Genomic DNA, 16,798 nt, shown 5'->3' with positions numbered 1-16,798 from the left:
GTTGATCTGGTCCACGAAGTACAGGTTGTCGAAGCCGGCAATGGGGTTGTCATAGGCGAAGGTGGGCGAGCGGCGCACCCGGCGCTGGCCCGGGAAGTAGATCCAGGCGTCCTGCGGTTTATCGATGTAGGCGTGGATCAGGTAGCCCTCGCCGGCCCGCGACGGGGGGCTGAGCACGTCGAACAGCAGCTTGGAATCGATGCCTTCCACGTCCTTCAGGGTGCTGGTCTTGGGATCGTTGAAGGGATAAAGCTCGAAAGCCCACTGGCGCAGCTCGACAATGCTGCCGTCCTTCTCGGGCATCAGGGCGGCGATCTGGGCGCGGCGGCCCAGGCCGGTGTAGCGGGTCTTGTAATTCCACAGCACCTCGACACCGCTCTTCGGGATCGGGAAGGGCACACCGGCGGTGTGGGCCTGCTCCAGGCGCCAGCCGTCATCGCCGATCTTGGCGAAGGTGGCGTTCTTCTTGCTGCGCTCGGCCACCAGGTCGGGGGCCGGGCAACTGCGGCGGGTCGGATAGACGTCGAGCTTGTAACCCTTGTAGGCCTTGATCAGCGCGGCCTGGCCCGGGGGCAGCCGGTCGGCGTACTTGTCCAGGTTGCTGGCGTCCACCGAATAGAGGGGCTTGTCGGCGGCGTAGGGGTCGAGGCGGCCGGGCTTCCAGCCGGCCGGCACCTTGCTGAGGCCGCCGTCCCAGGCGGGAATGCTGCCGTCCTTGCTAGCGGCCTTTTCGGCGCCGACGGGGGTGAGGTCCTTGCCGAGGCGGGCGGCGTCCTGCTCGCTCACCGCGGCCTGGGCCGACATGGAGAAGGCCAGGGCCAGGGCACAGCCCAGGGCCCGGGGCCGGAAGGAGAGGTAGGCGTTTGTTTTCATGATGTGACTCCCTGTCGAAGAATTGAATCGGTGACTAGCGGATGACGATGCCCTGCTCCGCCAGCCGGCTCACCACGGTCGCCCGGGCGGCCGCCACGTCGTCCAGCGGTGCGCCGCGCAGGGCGGTCACCTCGCTTTCGGTGTACGGGGCAAAGTCGGCCGGCAGGGTGGAAGCCGAGAAGCTGCGCAGCATCCAGTTGAGGAGGCGGGCAATGTCGGCATTGGAGAGCGCAGCGTTGGAGGTGCCGGGCACCTTCACCAGGAAGGCCCGCCCCTCGGGCACCTTGAGAAAGTGGCCGAGCTGCGAACGCATGTCGGGCACCCCGCCCGAGGGCACCCCGCTGCCATCGGCCTGGTGACAGCCGGTGCAGTGGAGGATGTACTGGCGGCGTGCCGCCAGGTTGGCATCGGCCAGGGCGCTGCCCGACAGCAGCAAGGCCGCGGCAAGCAGGGCCAGGCGGGAGCGTGCCGGAGTGGGCTTCATGATCCGCCCCCTTTGCGCCCTGCCCCGTCGCGCAGCTTGCGCACGTCGTTGGGCCCCAGGCGCTCGGCCCGCGCCTCGGCCAGCTCCGCCGCGGTGTAGGGCTGATGCCCCTCGGGCAGGGCACCGCCATTGAAGCCGTCGAGCACGTGGTTGAGGACGGCCGCCAGGGCCTCGTCGGACAGCTGGGCGGCAAAGGGCGGCATGGCCCCGGTGTAGCGCTGCCCCTGGACGGTGATGGGGCCAACCATGCCGTGGGTGACGACCCGCGGCAGGTAGCCCCGGCCCGCCACCTGCAGGCGTTCGCCGAGGGTGCCGGCCAGCGGGGGCGCCAGGCCGGGCAGGCCGACCCCGCCCGGCTGGTGGCATACCGTGCAGTGGGCGGCAAACACCGCGGCACCGTCGGCAGCCACCGCCGGGAGGGCGGCAGCGCTCAGGAAGAAGGCGAGCAGGCTGCGCATGACCGCCTCAGCCCTGCCCGTCCGCCACGCCGACGACGGCGGCCAGCGTGCAATGGAACATGGACGAGTCGTTGGACATGCACCAGTTGATGTCGTTGTGGACGCCCATCCGGTAGGCCGGCCGCTCCCGCTCGTTGGTGTTGCACAGGCAGCGTCCGCAGGCGGTCTTGCCGCAGCAGTCGTTGTAGCTGATGAGGTAGTCCTTGCCGTCGTCCGGGTTGCGGCAGGTGCCGATCCACGCCACCTTGGAGGCCTCGGTGCCCGGCGGGCAGGTGTTGGCGCTGCCGCCGCAGCACGAGCACAGGTAGCCGTCCTGGGCACAGTAGCGCCAGTATTCGCAGTCGGTCTCGCCGGGCTTGGCGTTGGCGGCCTTGCGGGCGGCGCCGGCCGCCGCCTGGGCAGTGCGGTCGAAGGGCAGCACCGGCAGCACGAAGGCGGTGCCCACCATCAGCTTGCCGATGCGGATCAGGGCGCCGCGCCGGGAGCTCTGCTGAGCCACCTTGCGGGTCTTCCGCTCGAATAGATCATCCAGCCATTTCATGTTTTCTCTCCTTGGGTTGGGGGGCGCTCAGGCGTGTTGGTGGTCGATGAACTCCTGCACCGAAGCAACGCCCATCTCCTTGGCGGTGAACAGGCTTTCCAGTTGCTCGCGGGAGTTCACCAGCCCCTTGGCCACCACCCGGCCGTGCTCGTTGAGCAGTACGGCATAGGGCAGCTTGGCGACGCGGTAGGCGATGCCCGGCTCGCTGGACAGGACGTAGGGGAATTCCTTCAGGTCGGCCTTCTCGTAAAAGGCCAGGTGCTCGGGCTGCTCGCCGTCGGAGGTGAGGATCACCCGCAGCCAGTCCTTCTCGGTGTTGTTCACCGAACGGAGGATGGGCAGCAGCTTCTTGCACACCGGGCAGGTGGGCGACAGGAAGAACAGCAGGGTGCTCTTGTCACCGGGGCGGCCGATGGTGACGCGGGTGTTGCCCACCAGGGCCGGCAGGTCGAAGACCGGCGAGGCCTCGCCGACCTTGGGGCCGGTGTCCATCATCAGGGCACCCATGGGGGCAACGCGTTCGTAGAGCACGCCGATCTGGCGGGCCAGGGCAAAGAGACCCACGAGGGCGGCCAGAACCGCGACCCACAGCAGGACGTTCGAAATCATCAGGGCTTCGTTCATGATCAGTTCCTCAGTTGAATCAGTCGGGGGTGATTGGCCATCAGCTGGTTGGCGGCGGCGTAGATGCCCAGCAGGGCGAGGGTGCCGCCGGCCACGGAGAGATAGTCGATCCACAGCAGCTCGCGACCGCTGCCGTCCTGCCCGCCCAGCACAGCGACGATCAGGAGCAGGGTGTTGCGCGCCGGCAGGGCCCAGGTGAGGGTCGTGTGGCCCTCTGCCCCGCCGCAGCCGCAGTCGATCTCGGTGTGGCCGCGCAGCAGGTTGGCGATGACGCCGGCGGTGGCCACGCCGAGCACGGCCAGGGACATCAGCAGGCCGACAGAGCGGGTGGTGTCGAACAGCAGGGCGACACCGGCCAGCGCCTCCAGCACGGGAAAGGCCCGGGCGAACAGGGGGACGAGGGCCTCCGGCAGCAGGCGGTAGATGTCCACCGAGGCTTCGAACACCGCCAGATCGCGCAGCTTCTGCCAGGCGCCGGTGAGCAGCACCACGGCCAGGGCCGCGCCACAGGCCCGCGCCAGCACAGGGTCAAGGGCGAGGGTGTCCATCAGTGCAGCTCCATCTGGGTGGGTGTCTCGCCAACACCTTCCATGCGCTTGCTCAGGGTCAGCTTGCGGCTGGCGTCGAACACGGCGATGGCGGCCTTGACCCCGTCGTAGGCAAACAGCCGCGGGCGCTCGCCCTGGCTGACAGCCAGCGCGATGGCGTCGTTGCCGGGGCTGCGGGCGACGCGCTTCTTGCTGGCCAGATCGACGGTCCAGATCTCCTTGGCCGGCGTCTTGTGACTGCCTTCCTTGCCCTTGTCGTGCATGCCGACGTAGAGGCGCCCGCTGGCGTTGTGCTGGGCGAACACCTGGTAGCCGCCCGGGCGCCAGCCCTGCTTGCGGTCGGCAGCGCCGAGGATGGACCAGGGTGCGTCGTAGGAGGCCACTTCGCCACCCACATGGGCGGTGTGGATCTCGCCCTGGAAGGACACGAAGCGGTAGGTGTCCCCGTCCTGCTCGCCGTGGATGAAGATCGGGTCCTTGTCCGGGTCGAAGAAGCGGGCGCTGCGCTTCTGGGTGCGCACCTGCCCGGCGTCGTCCAGGCTGACCGTCACCAGGGTGCCGTCACCGCAGACGGTGGAGAATCGCCCACCCACGCTGGCCGCCGGCAGGATGGCCCAGCAGCCGGGGGTGGCCACCTCGTTCACGGCCTTGCGGGTCTTAAGGTCGATGATGCCGACCGAGGTGGCCGGGGTGGCGTACTGCACGAAGAGCCAGCGCCCGTCGGCGGAGGGCCGGATGGTGCCCTTGTAGTGGAGGGACTGGGCGTGGCGCGGCGGGATCTCGATCTCGCCGGTGAGCGCCAGAGTCTGGGCATCATGCACATCCACCACGTCGGTGCGCACGCCGTGGCTGAGGCGCGAGTAGTAGGTAGTAGCAACGAAGATCTCCTTGCGGTCCGCCGACAGGGCGGCCTGCCCGGCCAGGCCGGTGGCGATCACGCCCTCGTAGCGCAGATTCTCGCCGTCGATGACATGCAGGCGCCCATCGACGATGTGCCCGATGGCCACGTCGTGCAGATAGATCCGGTAGGGGTTGGGGGGCGGCAGCTTGCCGGTGGTGATCGATTCCGTGGGCAGCTCCGCCATGGCGCCGGCACTGGCTCCCAGTGCCAGCGCTGTCGTCAGCAGGCTTCCCGCAAAGGCTTTTCGCAGCACGTTTTCCTCCTTGTTGCCGCGGTGCCCGGTACGGTTCTTCTCTCTGCCGGGGCACCTGTTCGTCTGTCCCCCGGCGCCGTTCCCGTGCCGGGGTCTGCCGCAGGCCGAAGGGGGTCTCCGGTCTGCGGTCGAACAGATCTTGAGGGCGACGGGCCGTGGAGCGTTATCCGAGATCGGCAATGCCAAAATGGTGCAAGTGCCTGTCCAAAAAGGGGATTTTTGTGTGCAGCGCACCATTTTCGGGCGCCCGACCGAAAGCAACACAAGTCCCTTGCACAAACCAGGGAATTGGTATTACTTTGGATATAAAGCGCCGGTCTACAGGCGCGTGAACACATACAGAGAACACACACCATGACCTTTTCAGCCCTGCAGGAAGGCTCGATGAACAGCGAGCATTTCTCATTCGCCGCCGCTGCAAGTGACGACGCCCACGACCATGCGCGCAGCCTGCAGCATTGGAAGCAGGACTACGAACAGCTCTCGCCCGGACGATTCAGCGGGCATATTGAAGAGGTATGGTTCGGCAACATCCAGATATTCCGGGAGCGTACCAACCAGATCGTCCACGAAGCCGGTTTTCCCTGGGAAGGCTCGCGAACCTTCGGTATTCCGCTGGAAGCGGACGGCGAGGGCTGGTACTGCGGCGAGGTCTTCGACCGCAATTCGATGCTGACCCTGAAGGGCGGAGACAATCTGGATTTCCGCACCCCGCGCCTCCTCGACATCATCGCCGTGACGGCCGACACCGCCACCCTCAACGACTACGCCCGGCGCATCGAGGGCCGTGACATCGAAGCCGAAATCGGCAAGCAGCGGATCATCCAGGGCACCCCGGAGAAAGCCGGCGAGCTGCGCTCCTTCCTGCTGACGGTGCTCAACACGGTCAAGACCACGCCGCACGTTCTTGAACACGCGGCGATGCGCAAGGCACTGGAACAGGCCGTGTATGGAAGCCTGATAGCCGCAATCGGCAACGGCAACGACGCAGCACGCCCCCAGCACACCAGTCAGGCCCGCCGCCAGATCGTCGATCGGGCCCGCGAGTACATGCGCACCCACATCGACGAGCCCATAACGGTCGCCGATCTGTGTGCCGAACTGGAGGTTTCCCGGCGCACCCTGCAGTACAGCTTCCAGGATGTACTCGAACTGAACCCGGTGAGCTTCCTGCGCGCCATGCGCCTCAACGGCGTGCGGCGTGCCCTGCGCAAGGCCGACGGGGTTCATGAATCGGTGGCCGACGTGGCCGCCCGCTGGGGCTTCTGGCACCTGTCCCACTTCGCTGCCGACTACAAGGCCATGTTTGGCGAGTTGCCCTCCGAGACCCTGCGCAACGGCAACCTGCGGCGTCTCGCCGCCCCGACCGGCAGCTGATTCCGCCCGCCCCGCTCAAAAGCACACAGCCCTCCGAAGAGGGCTGTGTGCTTTTCTCATCCCGGAGCGCTCAGAAGCGCCCCAGCTTGCGGTACAGGGTATTCCGACTGATGCCCAGGCGCCTTGCGGCGGACGAGATGTTGCCGTTTTCGGCTTCCAGGGTGCGCTGGATCATGTCGCGCTCGATCTCCTCCAGCCGCCCCATGCCGGCGGCGGCAGCGCTGCGGGCTGGCGTCGCGGCGTCGGTCGGCAGGGGCACACGGCCGGACTGCGGCAGCGCTGACGGCTGGGCGATCTCGCCGATCTCCTCGAAGACGTCGTCCGGCAGGTGCCAGGTTTCGATGAACTCCTCGTCGTCGTCCAACAGGGCGATGGCTACCTTGATGACGTTGTTAAGCTGGCGGATGTTGCCCGGCCAGCGGTAGTTCAGGAAGGCCTCCATGACCTTGTGGGACACCTGCACCTTGCGATCGGGGCCGGCCTCTTCGCGGAGCAGCTTCTCGATCAGGCTGTCGATGTCGCTGCGCTCACGCAGGGACGGCAGGTTGATGCACAGGCCGTTGAGGCGGTAGTACAAGTCTTCGCGGAAACCGCCGCGGGCCACCTCCTCCTTGAGCCGCCGGTGGGTGGCGCAGACCAGGGTGATATCCACTGGAATGCTCTTGTTGGTGCCCAGGGGCGTGACGCAGCGCTCCTGCAGCACCCGCAGCAGGCGGGCCTGCAGGGACAGGGGCATGTCGCCGATTTCATCGAGGAACAGGGTGCCACCGTGGGCCTGCTGGATCTTGCCCACGGCCCCTTCCTTGCGCGCGCCGGTGAAGGCCCCGCCGGAATAGCCGAACAGCTCGGACTCGATCAGGGTCTCGGGGATGGCCGCACAGTTGAGGGCCACGAAGGGGCCGCTGGCCCGGGGGCCGCTGTTGTGGAAGGCCTTGGCAAACATCTCCTTGCCGGCACCGGACTCGCCCTGGATGAGGATGGGGATGTCACGACCGAGTATACGGGTGCCCTTGTCGATGGCCGCCTGCAGACGTTCGTCACCGGTGGACAGGGACTGCAGGGTCAGGCGCGGCTTGACCCCTGCAGGTGTAGCAACGGTCGCTGGCTCCTGGCGTGTGCGAGTGGCCAGACGTTCGCCCTTGGCATCCACCAGCACCGGCGCGTTGGCAGCCATGGAACCGAAGTTGCCCCGCAGACGGGCATAGAAGCGCTCGCCGTTACGACCCGAAATGGCAATCAGCGATGAGGGATCGCGGCGTGCCCGATCAATCAGGGTGCTCAGGGGCACGTCGAAAAGCATGTTGTAGTGGCGCCGGGGCAGATCCTCACGGCGCATGCCCAGCAGTTCCAGCGCGGCCTGATCGGCCCCCAACAGGTCGCCGTCGGGGCTGATGGCCAGCAAGGCTTCGCACAGGCTGCCCACATGGTCAGGGCGGGAATGGAAGCTCAGCAGGCCCTGGTGAGCAAATTCGGATTCAAAGAGGCGTTTTTCGATGATTCGGGAGGACATCTTGACGAGGCCGAGGGAGTGACGCTGAAAGGCGCGATAGTCACTGGAAATATCCAGAACCCCCATCAGACGGCCCTGAGCATCCTGGATGGGTGAAGCGCTGCAGGTGAGGAAGGCGTTGCCTTCGAAAAAGTGCTCGGAGCCGAACACGTTGACTGCGCCCCGTTCGGCAAGGGCGGTGCCGATGGCGTTGGTACCACGCTCGAACTCATGCCAGCTGGCACCCGGGTGCAGGGCCACCTGTTCTGCCCGGCTCAGGAAGTCGGCATCGCCATAGCTCTGCAGCACCATGCCCCGGGCGTCGGCCAGGATAACCATACTGTGGGAGTTGCGGATCTGCTCGAAGAGATGCTCGAGCACCGGCTGAGCATGGGAAATCAGAGTGCGGTTGCGCTCCCGGGCTTCGGCCACGCCACGCACATTGGGCTCGTTGACCTCGACCCGGGCCGGGTCCAGCCCGGCCTGGCGGCAACGTTCCCAGGAGCGCAGCACATTCTGGTCGAGCAGGGCTTCAGGGAGCTCGCCCCGATCAAAATACAGCGATCGCGCTTCCTGGAGGCTCACGGCGCGAGCCTCGACACTAATAGGAACCAGCATCATCTCCTCCTCCGCTTGTGCGGATTGTCACCAGCCCGGGGCCGGTTTTTTGGGTGTGTTCCAAAATGTAGCAGGTGGGTCACATTTCAACAACGCGACTGCTCCACTACGATTCCCTTACAGCAAGTGTCGGGCCAGCTTATCGGCCCATAAGGAAAACTGAGAAAGGGCGCCCCCACCTAAGCACCCCACCGCCACCACGACTCCGCTCGGCAATTGGCACGCCCCTTGCTGAATGGGAAGTACACGGTGGTCTGCCAGCCCGCGGGTCCACTCGATGAATTCCAATCATGACCAAAGGTGATCCAGGTGACTGTTCGTAACTCTTCCCTCCTCCGCGCCCTTTCCGCTGCTGCCCTGACCCTGGCCACGAGCCTCGCCCTCGCCCACGGCGACGTCGTGCCTCAGGCTGTCGACACCTCGTCCCTCAAGCAAGTCGGCAACGACTGGCTGACCAAGAACCCCTACCTGGGCAACAAGGAAGCGATCCGCATCGGCGACTCCGCCTTCAACCAGAACTGCGCCCGCTGCCACGGCCTCGGCGCCGTGTCCGGTGGCATCGCCCCTGATCTGCGCTACCTGCCCGCTGGCCAAGAGGGCGACGAGATCTTCATGCAGCGCATCCGTAAGGGTGCCACCCGCGACGGCCGCGTTTACATGCCCCCGTTCGAAGGCATCCTGAGCCAGGAAGCCATGTGGACCATCCGCGCCTGGCTGGAGACCGTCCGTGAAGACTGATCGTCGTCACTTTCTGCTGACGGCCTGCGCTGCGGCGCTGGCCGTCAGCCTGCCCGCCCGGGCCGACAGCCTGAACGACATCCGCAAACGCGGCAGCCTGCGGGTGGCCGTGTACAACAACTTCCCGCCCTACTCTCACCAGGGCAAGGGCATCGACGTGGAACTCGCCGAGGCTCTGGGCAAGCAGCTCGGGCTCGCTGTCCAGGTGGCCGGCTACAACCCCGACGAGGACATGGACGACGACCTGCGCAACATGGTCTGGAAGGGGCACTATCTGGGCACCCAACCGTCCGACGTGATGATGCACGTGCCCGTGGATTCTTACCTGCAGGGCAAGAACGACAAGGTAAAGATCTTCGGGCCTTACCACATGGAGTCCATCGCCGTCGCCCGCGTGCAGCGCATCAATCCGATTCGCGGCTCGGCGGCCAACGCGCTGGAAGTCTTCACCCGCGAGAAGATCGGCGTGGAAGGCCGGACCCTGGCCGACGGCTTCCTGCTCGGCGCCCTCAATGGTCGCCTGCGCGAAAACGTGGTGCACTTTGCCAGCGTGGCTGCCGCCATCGACAAGCTGAAAGCCGGCGAGTTGGCGGCCGTGATGGGCTCGCGCTCGGAGATCGAGGCCGCCCTGGGCAAGGATACGCGCTTCGTGATTGAAGCAGTGCAGATGCCCGAACTGAAGTTCAATCACTGGCCTCTGGGCATGGCGGTGAAAGCGGATGACAGTACCCTGGCAGACGCCCTCGCCGGCGCCCTCAAGGAACTGCAGAAGAACGGCACGATCGCAGCCATCTTCGCCCGCAACGGCATCACCCACCTGCCCCCGACCCTCTGACACCAATGCGCTCAAGCCCCTCCTTCCGCCTGCTGCCCGCCCTGCTCGCCGGCCTGATCCTGCCCGCTGGGGTACTGGCCGCGCCCTTTGCCTATGTGCCCAATGAAAAGTCAGCCTCGGTATCGGTGATCGACACCGCCACCGACACGCTGGTACGCACCCTGCCCGGCGGCCAGCGCCCCCGCGGCATCGCTACGGACGGCAAGTATCTGTACATCAGCGAGGCCCCCAGCAGTAGCCTGGTGGTGGTGGATATCGACAAGGCTAAACAGGTTAAGAGCATTCGCCTGGGCGAGTCACCGGAAGGGGTCAGCGTGTCGGCCGACCATCGTCTGATCGCCGCAGCGGTGGAGGAGTCCAACAGCGTCGTCGTGCTGGACGCCCGCAAGCGCAAGCAGCTCGCCGAGATCAAGGTGGAAGGCGAGAACCCCGAGCACGCCGTATTCAGCCCCGACGGGCGCTGGCTACTGGTCAGTGCGGAGAACGCCGAACAGGTGGATCTGATCGACGTGAAAGCGCGCCGCCAAGTAGGCAGCATCCCGGTGGGCAAGCGCCCCCGGGGGATCGGTTTCACCCCGGACGGCAAGCGCGCCTACGTAGCCTGCGAGCTGGCCAGTACGGTTTACGCCATCGACATGGAAAGCCGGAAGGTGATCGCCGAGATCAAGGCCGGCACCTACTCCAACGGTGTGGCCATGGCCCCGGACGGCAGCCGGGCCTATATTTCAAACGGCAAGGACGGCACGGTGAGCGTCATCCGCACCGCCGACAATCAGATCGAGGCAACCATACCGGTCGGCAAGCGCCCCTGGAACATGGCCGTCACCCCGGACGGTCAAAAGCTCTATGTCGCCAACGGACGCTCGAACAGTGTTTCGGTCATCGACACGCGGCGGCTCGAGGTCATTTCCGAGGTTCCAGTTGGGGAATTACCCTGGGGCGTGGTGATCCACTAGCACCTCCGCGCAAGGCGCAAATGACCGACTTCTGAACACCCATGCGCCAAAATGGAGCGATCGCTCCACACTGACACAGAGATACAAAAAGGCCCTTACGGGCCTTTTTGCTTGTCCGGGTCCCGAATCACAGCTTGAGGATCCACTCCACTGCCGCCTTCAGATCCGCATCGCTGATCTTGTCAGCCGCGTGGGGGGGCATCGGAATCTGACCCCAGTTGCCAGTGCCGCCACTGCGGATCTTGGCACTCAGCACGGCTACCGCATCGCCCTGCCCCTTGTACTTGGCTGCAACGTCTTTGTAGGCCGGACCGACGCGCTTCTGATCGACGGCGTGACACGCCACACAGCGCGCCTTCTTGATGATCTCCTCCGACGCCATGGCAGGCGACACGGCAGCGAGACCCAGCGCGACAGCGCAAGCCAGTTGGACAACTTTCATGAATGTGCTCCTCCAAGTTCTGGATTGATTTTGATCCGCGAGAGCGGGCCAGACGGGCCGGAAAAAAAGCCGGACGGCACGAAGCCGCCCGAAAACCGCCTTGCACCCTGGTATCAGCAAAAAGTGTGCGGACTCCGACAAAAGGAAGAAACCCCTTTTACGACAACAACTTGAGTCAATAGCCAGACAAGCCCAGGTGCTCCCGCCGTGCTCAGGGCTTGCACACCTGCTCCATAGCGTTACGCCGCCAATGAACACCTGCACACCGCCATACCCACGCGCAGAAAAAGGCCGCTCTGCCACCTGCATGACAAAGGCACGCGCAAACCCTGCACTGGCGGGAGATCCAGACAGGACGCGGCGCGGCGCATGCATATTTACAAACGCTCCCACGCCACGGGCATGTTTCGTGCTGTTAAACCCGAGTGAAAGACACGGACCCCAACGCCACTCCCCTCTCCCCGGAAGCCATCCGGCGTTCCTGGGAACGCTGTGCGGCAAGCGGGCTGCGGCCTGACGAGCGCCAGCCGGAGGATCGCAGCCACCCCGCTCGCCTGTCCGACCGCCTGGAGGCGAACGCCCGGCTGGTGACTTATGCGCAACCCATCATGGAGCATCTGCACCAGCAGATCGCACGCAGCTCGTCCACCATCCTGCTGGCCGACGACACGGGCACCATCCTGCGCTCAGTAGGCGACTCGGATTTCATTGAACGGGCCGCCCGCGTCGCCCTCAAGCCCGGCCACTCCTGGTCGGAAGCCGTCATGGGCACCAACGCCATCGGCACCGCCCTGGCCGAGCAGCGCGCGGTCGCGGTGATTGGCGATGAGCACTACCTGGACCGCAACAAGTTCCTCACCTGTATCGCCACGCCCATCCACGCTCCCACTGGCGGCGTACTGGGCATTCTCGATGTATCCACCAGCGCCCGCCTGACGCAGGTTCACGCCCAGGCCCTGCTCCAGACCACCGCCGAGATCATTGAGAACCGCCTGATCGAAACCGTCACCGATGCAGCCGTGGTGATCCACTTCCACCACCAGCCAGAAGCCCTTGCCTCGCCGCTGGAAGGCTTGGCTGTGTTTGATGAGGCAGGCAACTTCCTGGCTTGCAACCGGCGCGCCGAGCGCCTGCTTGGCATTGCCGACACCCGCTTCACCCGGCCACCCTTCTGGGATATCTTCGAGACCCGCTGGAACACGCTGCTCGACCACGCCCTGCAGAGCAGCGCCCGTCCGACCACACTGCGCAGCCACCTGGCGCGCGAGTTTGTCGCCCACGTGCGGGTCAGCAACCTGCAGCGCCTGCGTACCGCCACGGCATCCAGGGAAAGCACCGTCAAGCCCCGCGCTCGGGATCTGCCGACCCTGGACGACCTGGACCTGGGCGACAAGACCGTCACCCACGCCATCCGGCGCGCCCGACGCATCCTAGGACTGGATATTCCCCTGCTCGTCCAGGGCGAGACCGGCACCGGCAAGGAAGTCTTTGCCCAGGCCTTTCACCACAGCGGCCCGCGCCGCCACGGCCCCTTCGTGGCGATCAACTGCGCCGCCATCCCGGCCACGCTCATCGAGGCCGAACTGTTCGGCTACACGCCGGGCGCCTACACCAGCGCCCGCAGCGAAGGTGCCCGCGGCAAGCTGCGCGAGGCCCACGGCGGCACCCTGTTCCTCGATGAAATCGGCGACATGCCCCTGAAGCTCCAGGCGGTACTGCTTCGTGTGCTCGAAACCCGGAGAGTCACGCCCCTGGGTGGCGGGCCGGAAGAATCCATCGATCTGTCCCTGGTGTGTGCCAGCCACCGCTCCCTTAAAGCCCTGTGCGAGCGCGGTGAGTTCCGTCCCGACCTGTATTTCCGCCTCTCGGCCATGAGCCTGTCATTGCCCGCCCTGCGTGAGCGCGGCGACATCGAGGCCCTGGCCCGGCGCCTGCTCCACGACGAATCCCCTGGACGGCCAATCCGCCTGTCGGCCTCATCCCTGGATCTGATCCGCCGCCACCCCTGGCCAGGCAACATCCGCCAGCTGCGCAACGCCCTGCGACTCGCCGCCGCCATGCTGGCGCCCGACGAAGACACCCTGACCCCGGCCCACCTGCCCCAGGAGCTCACCGACGACCCGGATCTGCCCCCCGCCGGCCCCGCCGCCCAGAGCCTGCGCGCCGCCGAGAGCCGTCTGGTCGGCGATACCGTAGCGCGTCACAAAGGCAACATCTCCGCTGCCGCCCGCGAACTGGGCATCACCCGCACCACCCTCTACCGCAAACTCCGCCAGCAAGTGGCTCCCTGACTGTTGCCGGGAGTACCAGCGGAGCTTGCGCTCCCCTTGGCCGGATGCGCTGAGAATGGCAAAAGAGATTCCAGGGGCGGCGCGTAGGGGCGACTTCAGTCGCCCATCATGCACAGATCACCGGCATGCCCCTGATCGAAGTCCGCGGGCGACTGAAGTCGCCCACACAAGTGAGGCCACACGGGCAGTCAGACGACGCATGAAACCGGGCGCTCCAGGATAAATTCGACGCTACGAAGGCCCGCCTTCTCAGCCCGTCGTGACCCGCGCCCTGTGGGATACTTCGGCCCGGACTGCCACTCAGGAACACGCGCCTTGAATCTTCGCCCCTTTTCCGCCCTCGCCGCCGCTCTCGCCCTCTCGGCCTGCGCGCCCGCACCCAGCCCGATCCCTGCCGAGATGCAGGCCGAGTTCCAGCCCGGCATGACACTGGAGGATGCCAGCAAGCGGCTTACCGCCCGCGGCACCACTTTCTCCCTGAAGACCGAGGCGGAGTGCATGGCCCTGGTGGAGCGCAGCCCCAACATCTCCCAGCTCCGTCCGCGGGGCGGTCCGTGCATCTTCGGCAAGATTCCCCTGTCGAAAACCTGGTTCGGCGGCCATACCGACCTCATCCTGCAGATCGTGTTCTCGGCCGACAACACCCTGGCCGATGCCCACTTCGAGGAAATCGGCAGCCTGATGTAGGCCCCGAAATGGAAAAACCCCGACGGGGGGACGACCGGGGTTTTTCGCTACAGCATCCTTCGCGGCCACAGCCGCGCGCATCACGCCATCACTTGGGCGCCAGGGTCAGGATCCACTTCACCAGTTTCTTGGCGTCGGCTTCCTTGATGGCGACCTTGTTGGGAGGCATGGCCAGACCGCTGACCTGATCCTTCCAGTGGCTGCCGTAGGGGTTGGAGCCTTCCAGCACCACGCGGGTCAGGAACGCATCGGCACCCGGCTTGCCCTTGTACATCTTGGCCACATCCTGCCAGGCGGGGCCGATCGGGGCCATGCCGTTAGGGCCGGGCGTGCCATGCTCGATGGAATGACAGGTCATGCAGCCGCTCTTCGCAGCCAGGGCCTTCATGTCGTCGTCCACGGCCGCGAAGGCGGTCGTCGCGGTCATGCCCAGACCGGCCAGAAGGGCGATCTTGTGTAAGGCGTTCATCTTTCTTCTCCTTGACTAAAAAAGGCGTTCATCCGGGCTCCATCGTCACGCCGGGCTCGCCGACCAATCGATCAGTCCGTAGCGTGCGGCAAGCCGCAGCAGCTTGAAATCGTTGTCGGCATCCAGCTTCTGGCGAATGGCCGACATGTGATTGTGTATGGTCTTCTGACTCAGATGCATGGTGCTGGCGATGGCACAGGGCGATTCGCCGCTGGCCGCCAGGCGCAACACGTCGAACTCCCGCGGCGTCAGGCGGGACAGCAGGGCCTCGCCATCAAGGGCAGCGCCGGCCAGCGCCTGGGCCACATCGGGGGACAGAACACGACGACCGGCGGCCACGTCGCGGATTGCATCAAGCAACTCGACTGGCTCGCTGTTCTTGGTCAGATAGCCCAGGGCGCCGACACGAATGGCCTGGGTCACGTAGCTCGGGTTGTCGTGCATGGACACCACCAGCACCCGCAAGCCGGGCTCGCGGGCCAGCATGCGGCGGATCGCGTCGATGCCGCTGCTGCCGCGCAGGTTCAGGTCCACGATGGCGAGGTCGGCGCCCTGCTCGACCAGACGGGCATAGGCTTCGTCGGCGGAGGCCGCCTCGCCGACGACACGCATGTCGTCCTCCGCGTCAAACAGGCGCCGGTAGCCGTTACGCACCACCGCGTGGTCTTCCACCAACAGGATCCGGATCATCATCGAGCCCTCCTCAGGCTTGCCCCTGAGCCAGGGGCAAGCTCAAATGCACGCGCAGACCACCACCGGGGGCCTCATCCAGCCAGCAGCGGCCGCCCGCCATCTCGGCCCGCTCCCGCATGCCGAGAAGCCCGCCACGGGCCTTGCGGACCACATCCGCCACCTGCCCGACCCCGTTGTCGCATACGGTCAGCTCCACTGCCCGGCCAACCTGCTGCAGCGACAGACGGACACGGCTTGCCACACTGTGGCGCAGCACGTTGGTAAGAGACTCCTGCAGTGTCCGGTAGAGGGCAAGCCCTGCCGCCGGAGGCAGGCTCGGAAGCGTGTCCGGAAACTCCGTCTCGATACCAATATCAGGCGCCCGACCACGCCAGCCGCTCACCAGATCGTTGAGAGCATCCACCATCTGTAGTCCTTCGAGTCCGTGAGGGCGCAGTTGGGAGAGAAGAGTCCGAACCTGACCGATCATGCGAGTCGCTTCATTGCGTATGTCTCGGGCGCTTTCCGCCAGGTCTTCCGGGGAGGCCCGGCCGGCGTGGCGTTCGATATAAGCGGCGGAAATATTGACAGCCGTCAAGGCCTGGCCAAACTCATCGTGCAACTCCCGTGCCAGCTCCCGGCGTTCGGTTTCCTGCAGCTCCAGCAGCTGACGGGCAAGCTGCTGGCGCGCTGCCCGGGTCTCGGCCAGCTCAACCGACAGGCGCTCCATGGCCCCGGCGATGCTGGCGAATTCCTTGAGGCGGAAAGGCGGCAGACTGATCTTCTCCTCGCTGCGGCCAATGCGGGCCAGCCCCTGCTCCAGCTCCCGCACCGGCTTCAGGGCCCGATGGGCGGCCAGCCAGGCCACGACAGCCATGGCCAGGGAGAAGATCACCAGCGTGGCGATGATGCGCACACCATCGCGCAGCACCTCATGGATCTCGGCCCGGGCATCGGCGCGAATCACCAGAACGCCATCGCCAAGGGGAATGCGCCGCTCGTGGATCGGGCGCCCCGCCATGAAGTAATCCACCAGCGTCGGCAGCACGCCATCTGACGCTGGCGCAACACTCTGCTCCAGATTGGAGCGCTCCACCGACAGCGCAACGTGTCGCAACTGACCACCTGCCAGCAAGGCCTCCAGTTCGCCGGCTCGCTGACCGTCAGAGGCACGCAAAGCTAGGATGGTATTGACGAGGCGTGTCGAGGCTTCCATCTCCTCGGCCACATCCTCCCGCAGGGCCAGCCCCACCCAGGCCACGGCCATTGCCAGTAGCGCCATGGCGAAGCCAAGCACGTAGCCAAACAGTCTCCAGCGCAGGTCCATGCCCGCCTCCTTCTTATTGATTTATGGAGACGAAGCAGCAAGGCATGTGCCAGCTCCCGGAACCAGCGGGAAAACTTCCCGCCCCCGGGGGGAGGCGTTCCCACGACAGGGGCCGGAGGCGCCTTCCATACTGCGCCTCGTTCCGGGCCAAGGTGCCGCATGGGAGGCAGGCCCGGAAGCGACGAACGACAACATTCCGGAGACAAGGACTCACC

The 16,798-nt window shown here is 65.9% G+C and carries 18 protein-coding genes; 6 read left to right on the top strand and 12 right to left on the bottom strand.

Annotated features, from left to right (window positions below):
• The 7 genes from ACIQ09_RS05375 to ACIQ09_RS05345 form a co-directional block, all read right to left on the bottom strand.
• Positions 1–873 (bottom strand): DUF1329 domain-containing protein (locus ACIQ09_RS05375; RefSeq protein WP_398306971.1); only part of this gene is annotated, 873 nt, incomplete at its 3' end.
• 34 nt (positions 874–907) lie between these two features.
• The gene (locus tag ACIQ09_RS05370) at positions 908–1,357 is read right to left on the bottom strand and encodes a hypothetical protein (protein WP_398306969.1); all 450 of its coding nucleotides are present in this window, start codon (positions 1,355–1,357) and stop codon (positions 908–910) included.
• Positions 1,354–1,815: a c-type cytochrome gene (locus ACIQ09_RS05365; protein WP_398306967.1), complete on the bottom strand. Its 462-nt coding sequence runs from the start codon at positions 1,813–1,815 to the stop codon at positions 1,354–1,356. Before ACIQ09_RS05365 ends, ACIQ09_RS05370 begins: the two co-directional genes overlap by 4 nt.
• Before the next feature lie 7 nt (positions 1,816–1,822).
• The gene (locus tag ACIQ09_RS05360) at positions 1,823–2,356 is read right to left on the bottom strand and encodes a methylamine dehydrogenase light chain (RefSeq protein WP_398306965.1); all 534 of its coding nucleotides are present in this window, start codon (positions 2,354–2,356) and stop codon (positions 1,823–1,825) included.
• 27 nt (positions 2,357–2,383) lie between these two features.
• Positions 2,384–2,980: a methylamine dehydrogenase accessory protein MauD gene (gene mauD / locus ACIQ09_RS05355; RefSeq protein ID WP_296410762.1), complete on the bottom strand. Its 597-nt coding sequence runs from the start codon at positions 2,978–2,980 to the stop codon at positions 2,384–2,386.
• A 2-nt stretch (positions 2,981–2,982) separates the two neighbouring features.
• Positions 2,983–3,528, bottom strand: a complete 546-nt coding sequence (locus ACIQ09_RS05350; protein WP_398306962.1) for a MauE/DoxX family redox-associated membrane protein — start codon at positions 3,526–3,528, stop codon at positions 2,983–2,985.
• Positions 3,528–4,682, bottom strand: coding sequence for an amine dehydrogenase large subunit (locus ACIQ09_RS05345; protein ID WP_398306960.1), 1,155 nt, complete (start codon positions 4,680–4,682; stop codon positions 3,528–3,530). The genes ACIQ09_RS05350 and ACIQ09_RS05345 overlap by 1 nt, the downstream gene beginning before the upstream one ends.
• Positions 4,683–5,036: 354 nt before the next feature.
• Here ACIQ09_RS05345 and ACIQ09_RS05340 point away from each other — a divergent pair, with 354 nt between their 5' ends.
• Positions 5,037–6,059, top strand: coding sequence for a helix-turn-helix domain-containing protein (locus ACIQ09_RS05340; protein ID WP_398306958.1), 1,023 nt, complete (start codon positions 5,037–5,039; stop codon positions 6,057–6,059).
• Positions 6,060–6,129: 70 nt separating this feature from the next.
• Here the strand turns inward: ACIQ09_RS05340 and ACIQ09_RS05335 are convergent, their stop codons facing one another.
• Positions 6,130–8,169, bottom strand: a complete 2,040-nt coding sequence (locus ACIQ09_RS05335; protein WP_398306956.1) for a sigma-54-dependent Fis family transcriptional regulator — start codon at positions 8,167–8,169, stop codon at positions 6,130–6,132.
• A gap of 306 nt (positions 8,170–8,475) precedes the next feature.
• Here ACIQ09_RS05335 and pedF point away from each other — a divergent pair, with 306 nt between their 5' ends.
• The 3 genes from pedF to ACIQ09_RS05320 are packed head-to-tail and all read left to right on the top strand — an operon-like array spanning position 8,476 to position 10,695.
• Positions 8,476–8,904 (top strand): cytochrome c-550 PedF, encoded by a 429-nt coding sequence (gene pedF / locus ACIQ09_RS05330; protein WP_398306954.1) that lies wholly within the window; start codon positions 8,476–8,478, stop codon positions 8,902–8,904.
• Positions 8,894–9,739, top strand: coding sequence for a substrate-binding periplasmic protein (locus ACIQ09_RS05325; RefSeq protein ID WP_398306952.1), 846 nt, complete (start codon positions 8,894–8,896; stop codon positions 9,737–9,739). Before pedF ends, ACIQ09_RS05325 begins: the two co-directional genes overlap by 11 nt.
• Before the next feature lie 5 nt (positions 9,740–9,744).
• Positions 9,745–10,695, top strand: a complete 951-nt coding sequence (locus ACIQ09_RS05320) for a beta-propeller fold lactonase family protein (RefSeq protein ID WP_398306950.1) — start codon at positions 9,745–9,747, stop codon at positions 10,693–10,695.
• A 127-nt stretch (positions 10,696–10,822) separates the two neighbouring features.
• Here ACIQ09_RS05320 and ACIQ09_RS05315 read toward each other — a convergent pair whose 3' ends face one another.
• The gene (locus ACIQ09_RS05315) at positions 10,823–11,137 is read right to left on the bottom strand and encodes a c-type cytochrome (protein ID WP_398306948.1); all 315 of its coding nucleotides are present in this window, start codon (positions 11,135–11,137) and stop codon (positions 10,823–10,825) included.
• 425 nt (positions 11,138–11,562) lie between these two features.
• On the opposite strand from ACIQ09_RS05315, the gene ACIQ09_RS05310 reads away from it, so the two are divergent.
• Complete coding sequence (locus tag ACIQ09_RS05310) at positions 11,563–13,428, top strand: sigma-54-dependent Fis family transcriptional regulator (protein WP_398306946.1); 1,866 nt, start codon at positions 11,563–11,565, stop codon at positions 13,426–13,428.
• A 315-nt stretch (positions 13,429–13,743) separates the two neighbouring features.
• The gene (locus tag ACIQ09_RS05305; RefSeq protein ID WP_398306944.1) at positions 13,744–14,115 is read left to right on the top strand and encodes a hypothetical protein; all 372 of its coding nucleotides are present in this window, start codon (positions 13,744–13,746) and stop codon (positions 14,113–14,115) included.
• An 88-nt stretch (positions 14,116–14,203) separates the two neighbouring features.
• On the opposite strand, the gene ACIQ09_RS05300 is transcribed toward ACIQ09_RS05305, so the two are convergent.
• Genes ACIQ09_RS05300 through ACIQ09_RS05290 form a run of 3 tightly spaced genes read right to left on the bottom strand, consistent with a single transcriptional unit; the run spans position 14,204 to position 16,583 of the window.
• Positions 14,204–14,584, bottom strand: coding sequence for a c-type cytochrome (locus ACIQ09_RS05300; protein ID WP_398306942.1), 381 nt, complete (start codon positions 14,582–14,584; stop codon positions 14,204–14,206).
• A 45-nt stretch (positions 14,585–14,629) separates the two neighbouring features.
• Positions 14,630–15,277, bottom strand: coding sequence for a response regulator (locus ACIQ09_RS05295; protein ID WP_398306940.1), 648 nt, complete (start codon positions 15,275–15,277; stop codon positions 14,630–14,632).
• Positions 15,278–15,287: 10 nt separating this feature from the next.
• Positions 15,288–16,583, bottom strand: a complete 1,296-nt coding sequence (locus tag ACIQ09_RS05290) for a histidine kinase (protein WP_398306938.1) — start codon at positions 16,581–16,583, stop codon at positions 15,288–15,290.
• Positions 16,584–16,798: the final 215 nt, after the last annotated feature.

This window comes from Zoogloea sp. (assembly GCF_044344315.1).
Classification (GTDB): domain Bacteria; phylum Pseudomonadota; class Gammaproteobacteria; order Burkholderiales; family Rhodocyclaceae; genus Zoogloea.
Note: the sequence above shows the minus strand (reverse complement) of the source record. Positions and strands in the feature narration are given on the sequence as shown.